The sequence below is a fragment of the Sphingomonas kaistensis genome (assembly GCF_036884275.1).
Taxonomy (GTDB): Bacteria; Pseudomonadota; Alphaproteobacteria; order Sphingomonadales; family Sphingomonadaceae; genus Sphingomicrobium; species Sphingomicrobium kaistense_A.
Genome location: NZ_CP145607.1, coordinates 1104669 through 1118830, shown reverse-complemented (window position 1 = coordinate 1118830; position 14162 = coordinate 1104669). Strand labels below are relative to the sequence as shown.

Annotated in this window: 15 protein-coding genes; 9 read left to right on the top strand and 6 right to left on the bottom strand. The window is 68.2% G+C overall.

Annotated elements, in window-relative coordinates; translation table 11 throughout:
- Positions 1-13: 13 nt before the first annotated feature.
- The 3 genes from V6R86_RS05375 to V6R86_RS05365 form a co-directional block, all read right to left on the bottom strand.
- Complete coding sequence (locus V6R86_RS05375) at positions 14-781, bottom strand: flagellin (protein WP_338502742.1); 768 nt, start codon at positions 779-781, stop codon at positions 14-16.
- 145 nt (positions 782-926) lie between these two features.
- Entirely contained in the window at positions 927-3020 is a 2094-nt protein-coding gene (locus tag V6R86_RS05370; protein ID WP_338502741.1) for a FlgK family flagellar hook-associated protein, read from the bottom strand.
- Positions 3021-3034: 14 nt separating this feature from the next.
- On the bottom strand, positions 3035-4333 hold the full coding sequence (locus V6R86_RS05365) for a flagellar hook protein FlgE (RefSeq protein WP_338502740.1): 1299 nt from the start codon (positions 4331-4333) through the stop codon (positions 3035-3037).
- Positions 4334-4505: 172 nt separating this feature from the next.
- Between V6R86_RS05365 and V6R86_RS05360 the strand changes: the two genes are divergently transcribed.
- The 5 genes from V6R86_RS05360 (at position 4506) to V6R86_RS05340 (ending at position 8705) form a co-directional block, all read left to right on the top strand.
- On the top strand, positions 4506-4910 hold the full coding sequence (locus V6R86_RS05360) for a flagellar biosynthesis repressor FlbT (RefSeq protein WP_338502739.1): 405 nt from the start codon (positions 4506-4508) through the stop codon (positions 4908-4910).
- A gap of 5 nt (positions 4911-4915) precedes the next feature.
- Complete coding sequence (locus tag V6R86_RS05355; protein WP_425335980.1) at positions 4916-6232, top strand: FliI/YscN family ATPase; 1317 nt, start codon at positions 4916-4918, stop codon at positions 6230-6232.
- Entirely contained in the window at positions 6229-6630 is a 402-nt protein-coding gene (locus V6R86_RS05350) for a hypothetical protein (RefSeq protein ID WP_338502737.1), read from the top strand. Before V6R86_RS05355 ends, V6R86_RS05350 begins: the two co-directional genes overlap by 4 nt.
- Positions 6627-7532: a peptidoglycan-binding protein gene (locus V6R86_RS05345; RefSeq protein ID WP_338502736.1), complete on the top strand. Its 906-nt coding sequence runs from the start codon at positions 6627-6629 to the stop codon at positions 7530-7532. The genes V6R86_RS05350 and V6R86_RS05345 overlap by 4 nt, the downstream gene beginning before the upstream one ends.
- A gap of 186 nt (positions 7533-7718) precedes the next feature.
- Positions 7719-8705, top strand: coding sequence for a sigma-70 family RNA polymerase sigma factor (locus V6R86_RS05340; RefSeq protein ID WP_338502735.1), 987 nt, complete (start codon positions 7719-7721; stop codon positions 8703-8705).
- 147 nt (positions 8706-8852) lie between these two features.
- Here the strand turns inward: V6R86_RS05340 and V6R86_RS05335 are convergent, their stop codons facing one another.
- A complete protein-coding gene (locus tag V6R86_RS05335; RefSeq protein ID WP_338502734.1) occupies positions 8853-10268 on the bottom strand; it encodes a methyl-accepting chemotaxis protein in 1416 nt (471 codons plus the stop codon).
- Positions 10269-10446: 178 nt separating this feature from the next.
- Here V6R86_RS05335 and V6R86_RS05330 point away from each other — a divergent pair, with 178 nt between their 5' ends.
- Together V6R86_RS05330 and V6R86_RS05325 are read left to right on the top strand one after the other, a co-directional pair.
- Positions 10447-11532: an SPL family radical SAM protein gene (locus tag V6R86_RS05330; protein WP_338502733.1), complete on the top strand. Its 1086-nt coding sequence runs from the start codon at positions 10447-10449 to the stop codon at positions 11530-11532.
- Between the two features lie 175 nt (positions 11533-11707).
- Positions 11708-11974: a hypothetical protein gene (locus tag V6R86_RS05325; protein WP_338502732.1), complete on the top strand. Its 267-nt coding sequence runs from the start codon at positions 11708-11710 to the stop codon at positions 11972-11974.
- Between the two features lie 173 nt (positions 11975-12147).
- Here the strand turns inward: V6R86_RS05325 and V6R86_RS05320 are convergent, their stop codons facing one another.
- Both V6R86_RS05320 and V6R86_RS05315 read right to left on the bottom strand, forming a co-directional pair.
- Positions 12148-12672 carry a hypothetical protein gene (locus V6R86_RS05320; protein ID WP_338502731.1) on the bottom strand — a complete coding sequence of 175 codons (525 nt, stop codon included), beginning with the start codon at positions 12670-12672 and terminating at the stop codon, positions 12148-12150.
- Positions 12630-13028, bottom strand: coding sequence for a hypothetical protein (locus V6R86_RS05315; RefSeq protein ID WP_338502730.1), 399 nt, complete (start codon positions 13026-13028; stop codon positions 12630-12632). Before V6R86_RS05315 ends, V6R86_RS05320 begins: the two co-directional genes overlap by 43 nt.
- 75 nt (positions 13029-13103) lie before the next feature.
- On the opposite strand from V6R86_RS05315, the gene V6R86_RS05310 reads away from it, so the two are divergent.
- Both V6R86_RS05310 and V6R86_RS05305 read left to right on the top strand, forming a co-directional pair.
- A complete protein-coding gene (locus V6R86_RS05310) occupies positions 13104-13673 on the top strand; it encodes a glycoside hydrolase family 108 protein (protein WP_338502729.1) in 570 nt (189 codons plus the stop codon).
- A gap of 64 nt (positions 13674-13737) precedes the next feature.
- Positions 13738-14151: a holin family protein gene (locus tag V6R86_RS05305; RefSeq protein WP_338502728.1), complete on the top strand. Its 414-nt coding sequence runs from the start codon at positions 13738-13740 to the stop codon at positions 14149-14151.
- The last annotated feature ends 11 nt before the right edge of the window (positions 14152-14162 follow it).

Here is a 14162-nt window from a genome sequence, read left to right as displayed (position 1 = left end):
ACGCGGCGGACGGTTAGCGCATGAAGTTGATCAGGCTGAGGTTCGAAAGCCGCGCGAACAGGGCGTAGCTTGCCTCCAAGGTGGTCTGGCGCTGGACCAACTGGCTCGCCACTTCGGCAAGGTCCGCATCCTCGTTCTTGGACACCATCTTTTCGAGGATCAACGTCCGCTCCGACGCCCGCGACGCCAAGTCCTCGACCTGCGCCTGCCGCCGCCCGTTTTCGGCATGGGCGGCACGCAGGGTCTTGAGCCCGTCGTTGAGCTGGCTCACCGCTTCGTTGATGGCGGTGATCTGCGCCGGGGTCGGCGCCGGGCCGATGGTGCCCGCCTCGGCCAGCGTCCGGAACGCGCCGAACAGCTCGGACCCGATCGCGCTGGCGGTAGTGCCGTAGGTGAGGTCGAGCCCGTCGGCGACCCGTGCTTCGGCGGTCACCCCGTCGTTGCGAAACGCATTGACGGTCGGCACCCCGGCGCAGGCGGCAAGGCTGGGCGGGGCGAACGGCGCGGTCGCGGTCTGCGATCCGGCGAACAGGAACTGCCCCGCCTCGTCGCTGTTGAGCCCAGTGCGAAAGCGCTGAAAGGCTTCCTCGATCACTTCCTGCAAGCCATCGGCGCGCCCGGTGCCGCTGGCCGACAGCAGCCCGTCGCGCAGCTTGGACAGCGACTCCTCCATGCCCGCCATCTGCGAATCCATGATCGACAAGGTGGTGCCGATCCGCGCTCCGACCACGGCATGCGCTTCCTGCCGGACCAGCATCGTGCGCGCCGACAGGTTGCGCATCGTCTCGATACCGAGCGAGGCGAAATCGGGCGCCTTCTTGCCGGTGCCATCTGCTGCTGGACCTCGCCCAGCTTGCGCTGCGAGACCGAGATGCTCTCGAACAGGCTGCGCTGCATCGGCACGGTCGCCACCCGGTTCCAGCCGCTCATCGTCCCACCATCCCGATCAGAGTGTCGTACATCTGCGTCGCCGTGCTCATCACCCGCGCTGCGGCCGAATAGCTGTTCTGCAAGGTGACGAGGCTCGCCAATTCCTCGTCGATGTTGACGCCCGAATAGCTGTCGCGGCGATTGACCGCATCCGAGCGGCGGGCTTCCATGTCGGCAAGGCGATCCTTCGCCCCGGCGGCGTCGAGCCCGGTCTGGCCGAGCACGAAGCTTGCATAGCTCTCCATGCCTGACACCCGCCCACGGCCAAGATCCACCGCGGCGCGCAGTTGGTCAACAAAGGCATTGGCGCCCCGGCTGTCGCCCGGACCGATCGCCCTGGCGCCGACCGCCGCCGCGGTGTCGATCCGGGCGAGGGGCAGCGCTCGGCCGCTCGCGGCGATGTCCGGCCGAATGGCGGCGCCCGCTAGCCCCGTCTCGTTGCCCAATGGCAGCAGCAGCGAGGACAAGGAGCGGCCGGTCCCGAACCGGCTGGTGGTGTCGGACACCACCGACAGGTTGGCGGTCGGCAGGTTAACGACGGGGGTGAAGGCGATGCGGCCGCGCGCGTCCAAAGACGCGGTCCCGAACGCGCTGAGCGGCCCCGCATTGAGTGCGGTGACGAGATCGCCGATCGTGCCGCCGGCGGCCGGCACGAGGCTGTCCTCGGCCAGCACCCGGCCGTCGGGCCCGCGCAGCACCATCTTCACCGCTTCGCCCGTTCCGCAGCCATGCGGATCGGCGGCGGTGAAGCCGGCCGGGCCAAAGGTCCGCGGGCCGCTGACGAGATCGTTGAGACCGAACAATTGCGCAAAGCCGATGCCGGCGCGGCTACTCGGTGCGGAGGGGTCCTGCGCCACCGCGACCCTCAGCCCGCCCGCGCCCGCGATACTGAGCTTGCCGTTGGTGAGACTGGCGCTCGCCGCGCCGCCCAGCCCGGCATTGATCGCGTCCACCGCGTCCAGGATCGTCGCGCCTGCGCCCAGCGCGCCGAAATCGAGCGTGAACTTGGCCGCCAGCGTGCCGTCCGTTTGCAGCGCGGCGAATACCGCCTTGCCGCTAAACCCCAGCCGGTCGCTCGCCGCAAAACCGGTCAGCGCGCCATCGAGCCGGGCCGGCGCGGGGACGGTGGTCCCGGCATTGCTGACCGCGTTCAGGCTTTCGGCAAGCCCGCCGAACAGGCTTCCGATCTCTTCGGCAAAGGCCGGCAGGCGGCGGTCGCGAAGGTCGATCAGGCCGCCCAGCCGCCCGCCCGCCGCCAAGCTGTCCAGCCGTTCGCCCGTTTCGGGGCCGAGGCTGCCATCGTCCGCGGCAAAGCGCAGTTTGACCGCCGGATAGAGCGGCTGCAGCGACCCCTCGCTCGGCGGGTAATCGAGCAGCCGCAACCGCCGGTCGAGCAGGGTCGCCCCGCCGGCAGTGTCGATCGACAGTCGCCCGTCCACACCCTGCCGCACCTCGATCTTGATCAGCCCGGCCAGCTCCTCGACCGCGGTCATTCGCTGGTCCACCGCGCCATTGGCGGCGCGCCCGCCGGCCGCCTGGCGGGCGACGCTGTCGTTGAGGCCGTCGATCCGGCGCAGCAGATTGTTGATGGTGTCGACCGTGTAGCTGACCTCGCGCTCGGCATCGATGCGTAGCGCGGCGACATCGCCATCTAGCGTCTGCAAGGCGGACAACGCCTGACCGACGGAGGTTACGAAGCCGCGCACGGTCGGCTCGCTTCCCGCCGCCCCGGTCATCGCCACTGCCGCCGCGCCGATCGCGTCGAGCCGTGCAGGGAGGCCGCTGTCGTCGCCGGGCGCGCCGAGCAGCGCCTGCAAGCGGTCGAGCGATCCCGCGACCGCTTCGGCCTGCCCCCAGTCGCTCGCCCGGCGATAAACGGTGGATTCGAGGAATCGGTCGGCGACCCGGATCGCTTCCAGGGCGCGAACCCCGCTGACCCGGCCGGCGGTGACCCCCGTTTCCAGCGGCACCCGCTCGCGGGCGTAACCGGGCGTATTGACGTTGGCGATGTTGTTCGACGCCGAACGCAGCCCTGCCTGGGCCGCGTTCAGCCCCGACAGGGCCGAACCGAGAATGTCGGACAGGCTCATCGCCTACGCGCGCCTCACCGCTTCAGGTTGGAGAGTTCCTGCAGCATGTCGTCGACCGTGGTGACGATCTTGGACGACGCGCTGTAGGCCCGCTGGAAGCGGATCATGTTGGTGAATTCCTGCGCCAGATCGACGTTCGATCCTTCGAGCGAGGAGCTGGCGATCATGCCCGACCCAAGCGCGCCCGGCGGATTGATCGCCACCGCGCCGCTGGCGTTCGACAAAGCATAGGCATTGCCGCTGAGGCGGGTCAGGCCGTCCGGGTTGAGGAAGGTCGCGACCGGCAGCTGGAACACCTTGCGCGAGGTGCCGTCGTCGAAGATCGCGCTGACCACGCCCTGCTCATCGACCTCGATCGAGGCAAGGTTGCCGGCAAGACCGCCGTTGACCGCCGAACTGATCACCGCGCTCGCACCGCTGAACTGGATCAAGCCGTCGAGCTTGCCGTCCGAGCCGAGCTGGAGATTGATCGGCTCCGACCCGGCGCCGTTGGTCCAAGTCGGGGTAAGGTCGGCGAAAAAGGCCGCGGTCGAGCCGGCAAGATCGAGGCTGCCGTCCGGATTGAACCGGACCGTTCCGCTGGTCAGCAGGCCATCGGCCGCGGTGACGTCGGTCGCCGGCACGGCGAAGATTTCAGCCTGCCATTCGTTGGGCGCGGTCTTGACGAAGCCCATGCTGATCCGGTGCGCCGACCCTTGCGCGTCATAGATGTCGAAGCTGCGCTGGAACTGCGGGGTGACCGTGCCGGTCGCCATGTCGCCGGCGGCATACGCCCCTGCCAGCACCGGCGCGTCCGACTGGAGATTGGCGCGCAGCTGAATCTGCGAGGTGGCGCTGGCCGAGCCGGTCAGGTCGCTAGCCCGCACCGCCTGCAGCGAGCCGAGCCCGGTGTCGGTGTAGTTGCCGGCGGCGTCGAGCTTCCAGCCTTGGAGATAATAGCCGCTGGTATTGCGGAGAAAGCCCATGACGTCGGGCTTGAACGCACCCGCCCGGGTGAAGGCGAGATCGCTGTCGCCGCCGGTGCCTGAGCGGACCACGAAGAAGCCCGCCCCGTCGATCGCGAGATCGGTCTGGCTGCTGCTCGCCTGGATCAGTCCCTGCTTGCTGATCAGCGCCTGCGGCGCCGCGGCAACCCCGCCCGCCGAATATTGGCTCTTGGTGCTGCCCGGGGTGACCAGCGTCCGGAACTCGGTCGACACCCCCTTGTAGCCGATGGTGTTGATGTTAGTGATATTGTCGGCAACCCCCGCCATGGCGGTCGATTGCGCGTTCAGGCCGGACGCGCCGGCATAAAGGGCGGAATAAAGGCTCAAGGGTCGCTTGCTCCACTTCGGACGCGGCCCGCTGCCGCTCCTTTCCCTCACCTTATAGGACGCCTCGGCCCACCGGCCCGGACACGGCAAGATTTGCCGCGCCGCGCCCCGCCCGGCCCGTCGTCCCTCTAGGAAGAAGGCAACAGCCAGCCAGGCAGAAGGAGTGGCATTGATGACGCTGAGGATTTCCCTTCGCGACGGCGAAAAGGTGGTGATCAACGGAGCGGTGATCCGCGCCTCAGGCCGCACCGACCTCGCGATCGAAAGCAAGGTCACCATCCTGCGCGGCCGCGAGATCATGACCCCGGCCGACGCCACCACCCCGGCCCGCGCGCTCTATTTCCACACCATGATGGCCTATCTCGATCCCGACGGCATTGCCGGCCACCACAGCGCCATCCTGGCGACGATCCCGGCGGTCGCGACCCTCTCCGCGTGCGAAAGCGGGCGCCAGGCCATCGCCAAGTTCGCGACGCGCGCGGCGAGCGCCGATTATTATCGCGCGCTGGGCGAATGCCGGACACTGATGCGGCTCGAAGAACAGGCTCTTGCTACTGTCGAGGAGCAGGCAGCCTGAGCGGGATCGCCGCCCTTGCCGCGCTCGGGGAACGGGTCCGCGCCGCCGATCCACATCGCCGCTTCGGCAAGCTGACGCGCGTCCAGGGTGCCTGCCTGTCGATCTCCGGCCTCGGCGGCGCGGCGCGGATCGGCGCGCGGCTGCACCTTGCGGGCAGCGACGGCCCCCTCGCCGCCGAAGTCACCGCATTGGACGGTGAGACGGCGACCGCCATGGCCTTTGCCCCGACCGAAAGCCTTGTCACCGGTACGCTCGCCGAACTGGTCGCCGCCGAAGCCGCCTTGCGCCCTTCGCCCGCCTGGCTCGGACGTGTCATCGACGGCCTCGGCGCACCGCTCGACGGCCTTGGCCCGCTTGAGCAGGGCCTCGCGCCAGCCCCCTTGCGCGCGCCGCCGCCGCCCGCCGCCGAACGCGCGCGTGTCGGGCCGCTCCTCGCCACCGGGGTCCGCGCGCTCGACCTGTTCGCGCCGCTCTGCGAAGGGCAGCGCCTGGGCCTGTTCGCCGGCTCGGGCGTCGGCAAGTCGGTGCTACTTTCCATGCTCGCGCGCTGGGCCGACTGCGACGTCGCGGTGATTGGCCTCATCGGCGAACGCGGCCGCGAAGTGCAGGAATTCATCACCGACGACCTCGGCCCCGATGGCCTCGCCCGCTCGGTGGTCGTGGTCGCGACCTCCGACGCCCCCGCGCTGATGCGACGCCAGGCCGCCTTCGCCACCCTTGCCGTCGCCGAGCATTTCCGAGCCCAGGGCCTGCGCGTCCTCTGCCTGATGGACAGCGTCACCCGCTTCGCCATGGCCGCGCGCGAGATCGGGCTGGCCGCCGGCGAGCCGCCCGCCACCCGCGGCTATCCCCCGTCCGTCTTCGCCGACCTCGCCCGCCTGCTCGAACGCGCCGGCCCCGGCCGCGTTGGCGAGGGCAGCATCACCGGCCTGTTCACCGTGCTGGTCGACGGCGACGACCATGACGAGCCGGTCGCCGACACCGTGCGCGGCATCCTCGACGGTCACGTGGTGATGAGCCGCCGCATCGCCGAACGCGGCCGCTACCCCGCGATCGATCTCCTGAAATCGGTCAGCCGCACCCTCCCCCACTGCCTTCCGCCGCAAGACAATGCGCTCCGCCTCGAAGCGCGCCGAATCCTTTCGACCTACGCCGACATGGAAGAACTGATCCGCCTCGGCGCCTACGCCCCCGGCGCCAGCCCCGAGCTCGATCGCGCCATCGCCGTCGCGCCCGGCATCGAAGCGTTGCTGACCCAGACCAAGGCCGACCGCGGCCATCCCGCCGAAGCCTTTGCCGCGCTGGCCGGGCTGGTCGCATGACGGGCTTCGCCGCCGCCATTCGTCTGCGAAAGCGGCAACTCGACGCACTTGCCATGCGCCTCGCGGGCGAGCAGGCGGTGGTGAACGCCATCCTTCATCAACGCGACGACCTGACCCGCGCCCGCGCAGCCGAGCGCCACGTGGCCGCCGCCGTGCCGCTACCCTGCGATCCGTGGTTCAAACATGGCGAACGCCGCCTCACCGCTATCGGCAAGGCGCAGGCCGCCGCCGAGCAGCGGCTCGACGCGCTTCGCCAGGAAGCTGTGCAGGCCCGCGCCCGGCTGCAATTGCTCGAAGACGCCGCCGCTAACGCCGCCCGCGCCGCCGACCGTCGCCGCGACGCCAAGGCCGCAGCCGCGCTCGACGACCGTATCGCTGCGGCCTGGGTGCGCCGGTGAGCACGTCCCCGCTGGCGCCGCTGCCGCCCTCGGTCCGCGCCGATCTCCTTTACCGCGCCGCCCGGTTCGAGCTCGACAACCGCCTGTGGCAAGCGGCGCTCGGCGGTACCGATCGCGCGAGACCCGATGCCCTTACCGATCGCCCGACCGGCGGCCTGCTCCGCCTCGATACCTTGATCGAGGCGCTTGCGGCCGAGGATCGGCTGCAACCCACCCTCAGCCCCGACACGCCGCCGCCACCCTCGGCTCCCTCGGCACCGCTCAGCCTCGGCGCCAACCAGCACCTCGCCCCAGCGCTCGAGCGCGCCGCCGCCCGCACCGGGCTCCAGCCCGAAGTCCTCGCGTCGATCGTCGATGCCGAATCCGCCCGCCGCCCCGACGGCAGCTGGAACCCCGCCAGCCGCAACCCGCGCTCCAGCGCCACCGGGCTCGGCCAGTTCCTCTCCGGCACCTGGATCGACGAAGCACGTCGTCCGGGAAGCTGGCTCAATGCCACCGCCGAAGCGCGCGGCTGGCTGGCAAGCGACGGATCGATCCGCCCCGAAGCCCGCTCGGCCCTGCTCGCCCTACGCACCGATCCCGCCGCCTCGATCGAGGTCATTGCCGACCATGCCGCGGCCAACCTCCGCACGCTGCGCGCCCGCGGGATCGCGCCGTCGGACGAAGCCGGCACCGCCCGCGCCGCTTACCTCGCCCATCATCTCGGCCTCGGCGACACCCTGCGCTATCTTGGCGCTGGCCTCGGCGAGCAGCGCGCCGGTCATCTCCTCGCCGCACAGGTCGGCGGAGCGGCCGCCGAACGCCGCATCGCGGCCGCCGGCAACGCGGTTTCCGCGCATCGCGCGTGGCTCGACACCTATGTCGACAAGCGCATTCAACCGGCCCGTTTCCTGTCAGCCTGACGCCAGGATTTACCTCCGTTTTTGACGGGTATCGCGCACATCCCCTCTACGCACCTTGCGGCGCACCCCGCATTAAATCCGCTCCGGACGAACAGGTTTACGCCGGTTAACGCCGCCGGCCGCTTTCTCCTCTCACCGGGCGAGCAGGGATGGTCCCTTCGCCCAGACCCGGGGGGGTTTGATACCATGTCCAAGACCACTGCAGCGCTCGAAGTCGTCGTCGCCGAGATCAAGGCGATCCACGCCGCCGCCGACGGCAAGCCGTCCGCCCGTCAGCGCCGCGACACCGATGTCGCTTTCATGCGCCTGCTGCGGCTGCTCAGCCCGCGCTTTCGCCACTTCATCCGCCAATATGGCCTTGGCGGGCATTGGGACGATGCCGAACAATGCTGCGCCATCGCCGTCCACCGCGCGATCGAGGCCTACGACCCCGAAAAAGCGCAGTTCACCACCTTCGTGAACTGGCAGATCCGCGGCGAGCTGCAGTCGCTCCGCTTCCGCGTCATGACCGACCAGCGCCCCTCGGCGCAAAAGGTCTCGGCGACCACCGTGTCGCTCCACAGCGTCACCGCCAGCGCCGACGGCGAGGAAGCCTCGCTGGAATCGCTGATCGAGGACGAAGACGCGCTGGCCCGCACCGAGGCCTCGGCCAGCGACTACCTCGCCCGTGCCGCCGCCCAGTGCCTGATCGAGGAATTCGTGCAAAAGGGCCGCCACGCGGCGCTCGAGGGGCTGCGACGCAAACAGCCGAAGCGCGAACTTGCCCGTGCCCTCAAGGCCGGCGGCCGCGCCGGGCTGGACGAGGAAGCGGTGGAGGCGATCGAAACCAGGCTCGAACGCGACCGCGAGATCCTTTCGGCCCGGGTGTTCGGCGAACTCGCCGACTATGACGCGCCCGAAGGCAGCGGCCTCAGCCGCGAGCAGGTCCGCCAGATCGGCAAGCGCGCCGCCAAGGTGATGGCCGAATTGGCCGAAGTGAACCCACGCTTCCAGGTCATGGCCGACTACGGCCCGACCATCGCCAGCCGCAAGGCGGACAAGGCGGCGAGCCTGCTCCCCGACGCCGCCTCGGCCAGCGCCACCCGGGTGGTCGCGGTGCATGACCTCGACGCCGACGCCGGCGTGGTCCCCATCCGCCGTCCCGGCGCCCGTCCGGGGCGTATGGCCGCCTGACCTTTTCTTTCGCCAAGCCACCGACCCGCTGCCCATCCCAGGCGGCGGGGTTTTCCTTGCCCGGTCGCCTCAAACGAAAATGGCCCAGCAGCATTCACGCTGCCGGGCCAAAGCCAGCCCTCCTTGGGGGGCCTTTGAGCCGGCCCTTTAAAACTCGTTCCAGTCCGCCTCGACCGGGCGGGTCAGCGCGTGAATTGCGGAGGCCGGAAGCGGCTTCACCGGGGACTGATAGGCCCCTTCCTTGCCGCGCTTCGGCAGCTTGGCGGGGGCGGCAGCCGCGGCCGAACGCCCCGCCCCGCCCGCTTCGACGCGGAAGCGCGCCGCCTGATCGGCAAGCCCGCTCACCTCACCGAGCAGATTGCGCGCCGCGGCCGAGGTTTCCTCCACCATCGCCGCATTCTGCTGGGTCGACTGGTCCATGCTCGCGATCGCCGAATTGATCTCGGTGATCGCCAGCGCCTGCGCCTGATTGTCGCTGGCGATCTGTCCGACCAGCTGATGCACTTCGCCGACATCGACCGAGATATTCTCGAGCGCGCCGTCGACCTGGCCGACGGCCTCCACCGCGGTCACGATATCGGTCTGGGTCACGGTCAGCTGATCGCGCGCCCGCTTCGCTTCTTCCTCGGCGCGCATCGCCAGCGCGCTGACGAGATCGGCGACGACCGCGAACCCGCGCCCCGCTTCGCCCGCCCGGCCCGCTTCGACCGCCGCATTCATCGCCAGCACGCGGGTCTGGAACGCGATCTTGTCGAGGCCCTCGATCACGCTGTCGATGCCCTTGGCGCTGTCGCTGACCCGGCCCATCGCCTGCACCGCCTGATCGGCAAGCCCGCGCCCGCCGCTGACGGTGGCGATCGCCTGATCGGCGCGCCCGACGGTCTGCGTCGCCGCCCCGGCCGTCGCCTTCAACCGCTCGTCCATCTGCACGATCGCGGCGCTGGTTTCCTCCAGGCTCGCGGCATTGCTTTCGGTGCGCCGGGCCAGATCCTCGCTCGCCTGCGCAATCTCGCTGCTACCGGTGCGGATTTCTACCGTGCTTTCCGCGACCGAACGGATCAGCTCCCCGATCGCCGCCACCGCCTCGTTATAGCCCTGCTTCAGCGCTTCATAAGCAGGCGGCGCGTCGGCGGTGATCCGCACCGTCAGATCGCCGCTCCGAAGCGCCTTCAGGGCATCGCCGAACAGATCCACCACGGCGGCCTGCTCGTCCGCCTGCGCCACCAATTGCTTCTTGGCCGTATCGCGGAACACGAACATCGCCTTGGTCAAGCGCCCGACGCAATCGGCGTAATGGGTGAACTCGATCGGCGAATCGAGATCACCCGCGGCAAGCGCTTCCATGCGCACCACCGTGCTCACATAAGGAAAAGCGATGGCCTCGCGATACCAGGCGCCGAGCGCCGCGGCAGTGACCGCCGCCGCCCCGCCGATCGCTGCCGTCACCATGTCCCCGCGGATCAGCGCCGCGATTGCGGGCACGCTGACCAGCGCCGTCATCGACGCCGCCACCGTCAACAGCTTGGACCGGATCGGCGCGTTCTCGCGGAAGGATGTCATCATGTTTTCTCTCCTTGAGCCTTTGGCAAAACCCCCGCGCACAAGGCATCCCGTCCCGGTCGCGCGGTCGTTGCTTCCCTTGTAGAGGGTTGCCGACCCGGCCCGGCGCGGGGGCGGTTTGATAAGCGGCGCTGAGCTGGCGGCCGGCACAAGCGAGCAGACCGAATCGTTCAACCTTTCAATGGAGCTTCACACCTCTCGGCCAGAGCGCCTGCGCACCTGGCGCCCCAGCCGCGCGCTGATCACCCGCGCGGCGCGGGATCATGACCACGGCCGCGCCATCGCGCAGCGCGCCGCCGCGCTCGGAATCCCGGTCGTCGAGCTTGCAGGCAACCAACTCCGCCTCGGCCTGCCCGAGGACGAGCGCCGGGCCTATGCCGAGGCCAAGTCCACGCTGGCCGTGGTGGTCGCCCCGCCGTCCAAGCTTCGCCTCCAGCCGATCGCGCCCAGCGCTGACTGGCGGGTCGATCTTGCCGAAGGCTGCCCGGCGCATTGCGCTTATTGCTATCTCGCGGGCTCGCTCAAAGGGCCGCCGATCACGCGCGTTTACGCCAATCTGGATGAGATCACCGCCGCGCTCCCCGCCTACCTCGGTCAGGGTCAGGTGACGTCACGATCGCGCACCCGCGCTCACGAAGGCACCACCTTCGAGGCAAGCTGCTATACCGACCCCCTCGCACTCGAACCGCTGACCGGCAGCCTTGCCGCGCTGATCCGCTTCTTCGGCGCGTGGGACGCCGACGTGCAGTTGCGCTTCACCAGCAAGTTCGCCGACGTGTCCTCGCTGCTCGACTTGCCCCACGGCGGTCGCACCCGGATGCGCGCATCGATCAACCCGCCCGCCTATCATCGCTTCGAAGCCGGCACCGATCCGGTCGCCGCCCGCCTCGCCGCGCTCCGCCGGATGGCCCTAGCAGGCTACAAGGTCGGCCTCACCATCGCCCCCATCATCGCCGCCGACGGCTGGCGCGACGCTTATGCCGAGCTGATCGCCGCCGCGGCCAATCAACTTCGCGGCATCCCGAACCTCGACCTCACCGCCGAGCTCATCACCCACCGCTTCACCCCAGGCAGCCGGGCGGTGCTGAGCAACTGGTATCCGGGATCGGACCTTGAGATGGATGCCGACCAGCGCGCCGAAAAACGCACCAAATTCGCCGGGACCAAGTTCGTCTATCCGCCCGAGCTGATGAAAATGCTCAAAGACTTCTTCTACGACCGACTTGCCGCCGCCCTTCCCGAAGCCCGGATCCTCTACTGGACCTGAGATACTGGCCAAACGCGGCCCCATTTCGCCTCGAAAGAGGCCGGGCCCGCCACCCTCGCAAAGCCGATATTCTGCACCCTATCGATCGCGCATGGCGCGAAGGCTTAAACCTCACGATAGAACAGACGGCGTTAAACTGGCATAAGTCGAGTCGGCGATTGGAAGGAGATGTGTTGTGATCGGAATTGCGCTGCTGCTTCTGGCCGTCGATCCGGGCACGACCACTTCCGCCCAACCCGCTCAGATCTGCAAGAAGATCCAACGCATCGGCTCGCTCGCCCGACCGCAAAAGCGCTGCATGTCGGCTGAGCAATGGGACGAGTTTACGCGCACCAACAAAGATTATGTCGCCAGCATGCAGGGACAGAATTGGAGCGCGGAGAACGAGGCGGCGCGGCAGGGTCAGCTGCAGAACCCGATGACCAACGGGTCACCGTTCTAGGCAACTTCGCGACCACATCCCCTTCGAACGAATCATCGCGCACTTTTGCGGAGTGCGAAGCAGAGCGTCGCTGCGACGCACGCTCGGAATGGTTGGTGGCAACAAGGCCTGCCCACTCATCACCTGCTTGAGGCGACGCGACGCGAACGAGACGCCCGCGACGCCTCGGGCGATCAGCGTTGCGCCGTCGCTTCCCCGCTCTTCAGCTTGGCATAAGCGTCGTTGATTTCGCGCCAGGCTTGCTTGCACGTCTGGCGATCGCTGCGCTTCTCGCTGCTGCAGATCTTTTGCAGCCGCTGCATCGGCGATTTGCCGGCGTACGGATACAAGGATGTCGCCGTCGGATTTTCGTTGCTCGTCGCTGGCGGGACGAGGTTGTTGAATTGATCCACCGACTGCGCGGCAGCGACACTCGGAAGAGCGATGGCAAGTGCGAGAAAAACGCCGGTTGTCTTGCGAATCATGATCGGTTCCATCTTCGGCCCGCGAAGACTATAGAATGGCTGATCGGCAGGCAAGTTGCGCGAACAATGGTGAACTCGCGCGATAGGATGCGTCGCAAGAAGCAGATCTATCCAGATCATATCCGCTATGAAGTCATTGCTTCTGCAAATGCCGAACAATTGCCTAGATGTGTCGAAATAGATCGTGACGATCAGCGCACCAACCAGCCTTTCTGCTGCAACCCCCGCCGCCATGCTTTCTCGAAGCAGCCGGTGCCGGCCGACGGGCCGATGTTGGAACAGCTGCCGATCCCGCTGTCGCCCTCGCTGATCCAGCCCATGCGCTCGGTCATCGCGCCCTTGAAGTTGCCCTTGGGATCGTACGGCGCGGCGGGGTCGGTGACCTGATAGCGGTTTTTCTGCGCACGGCCGCCGCACACGGTGACGTCGGCGGCCTCGTCCTTCAGCCGGCATTCCTGGCGCAGCACTTCCTGCCGCGCCGCGTCGGCGAGGTCGGGACCGATCAGCACGGCGAACAGCAGCAGCATTGCCCGCACCATGCGCCCCGCCGCCCCCGCCTGCAAGTCGCCCGCCCCGGCAACGACCGGCAAAGAAAACACTGTCCTACAGCAAACCATATGGGTTAGCTTTTTTCGACTCGGAAACGCCATCTGCCGGAGCCGCCCATGCCAGACGACGCACCCTCCCACGACATCGACCAGTTGATCGACGACTTGATCGCCCGGGAAGGCGGCTATTCCAATCATCCGGCCGATCGCGGCGGTCCGACGCGATATGGGATCACCGAAGCGGTTGCGCGTGCGCATGGCTATACCGGTCCGATGGCACTGCTTCCACGCGACGAAGCGGCCGCCATCTATCGCCGCCTCTACTGGCTCCGTCCCCGCTACGATCAGGTCGCTAGGCGCTCTCCCAAAATCGCCGCCGAATTGTTCGACACCGGGGTCAACATGGGGCCAGGGGTCGCCACCACCTTTCTCCAGCGGGCCTTGTCCGCGCTCAACCGGCAGGCAAAGGATTTTCCCGATCTGGTTCCCGACGGCCGCGTCGGGCCGGCCACGCTCGGCGCGCTCGACAAGTTTCTCGCGCTGCGCGGACCCGGCGGAGTCACCGTTCTGATGCGCGCGCTCGAAGCTTTACAGGGCGAACGCTACCTCCGCCTGGCCGAAAAGCGTCCGGCCAACGAAGCCTTTCTCTACGGCTGGCTCGCGAACCGGATCGGTCAAGCCGACTGACATCTCGCCACCGGTGACCTTTGTGACCTTGTTCATCTTCACGACCCCAATCAGGAGCCACCCCATGCCTCTCATCGAAGCCATCGTCGGCCCGCTCGGCAAGCTCATCGACAAGATCATTCCCGACCCCCAGGCCCGCGATCGCGCCAAGCTCGAACTGCTGAAGCTCGAAGGCGACCAGGAAGCCGCGCAGATCGGTCAGCAGATGCAGGCGATCATCGCCGAAGCGAACAGCCAGGATGTCTGGACCAGCCGCGCCCGGCCGAGCTTTCTCTACGTCATGTATGCGCTGATACTGTGGTCGGTGCCGATGGGGCTGATCGCCGCGATCGACCCGGCCAAGGCCAATGCCATCGCGGTCGGCATGACGTCCTATCTGCGCGGCCTTCCCGACGAACTCTACACGCTCTTCGGAACTGGCTACCTCGGCTACACCGCGGCCCGCACCTGGGGAAAGGTCAAGGGCGCCGAACGCTGACCGGCGCGTAA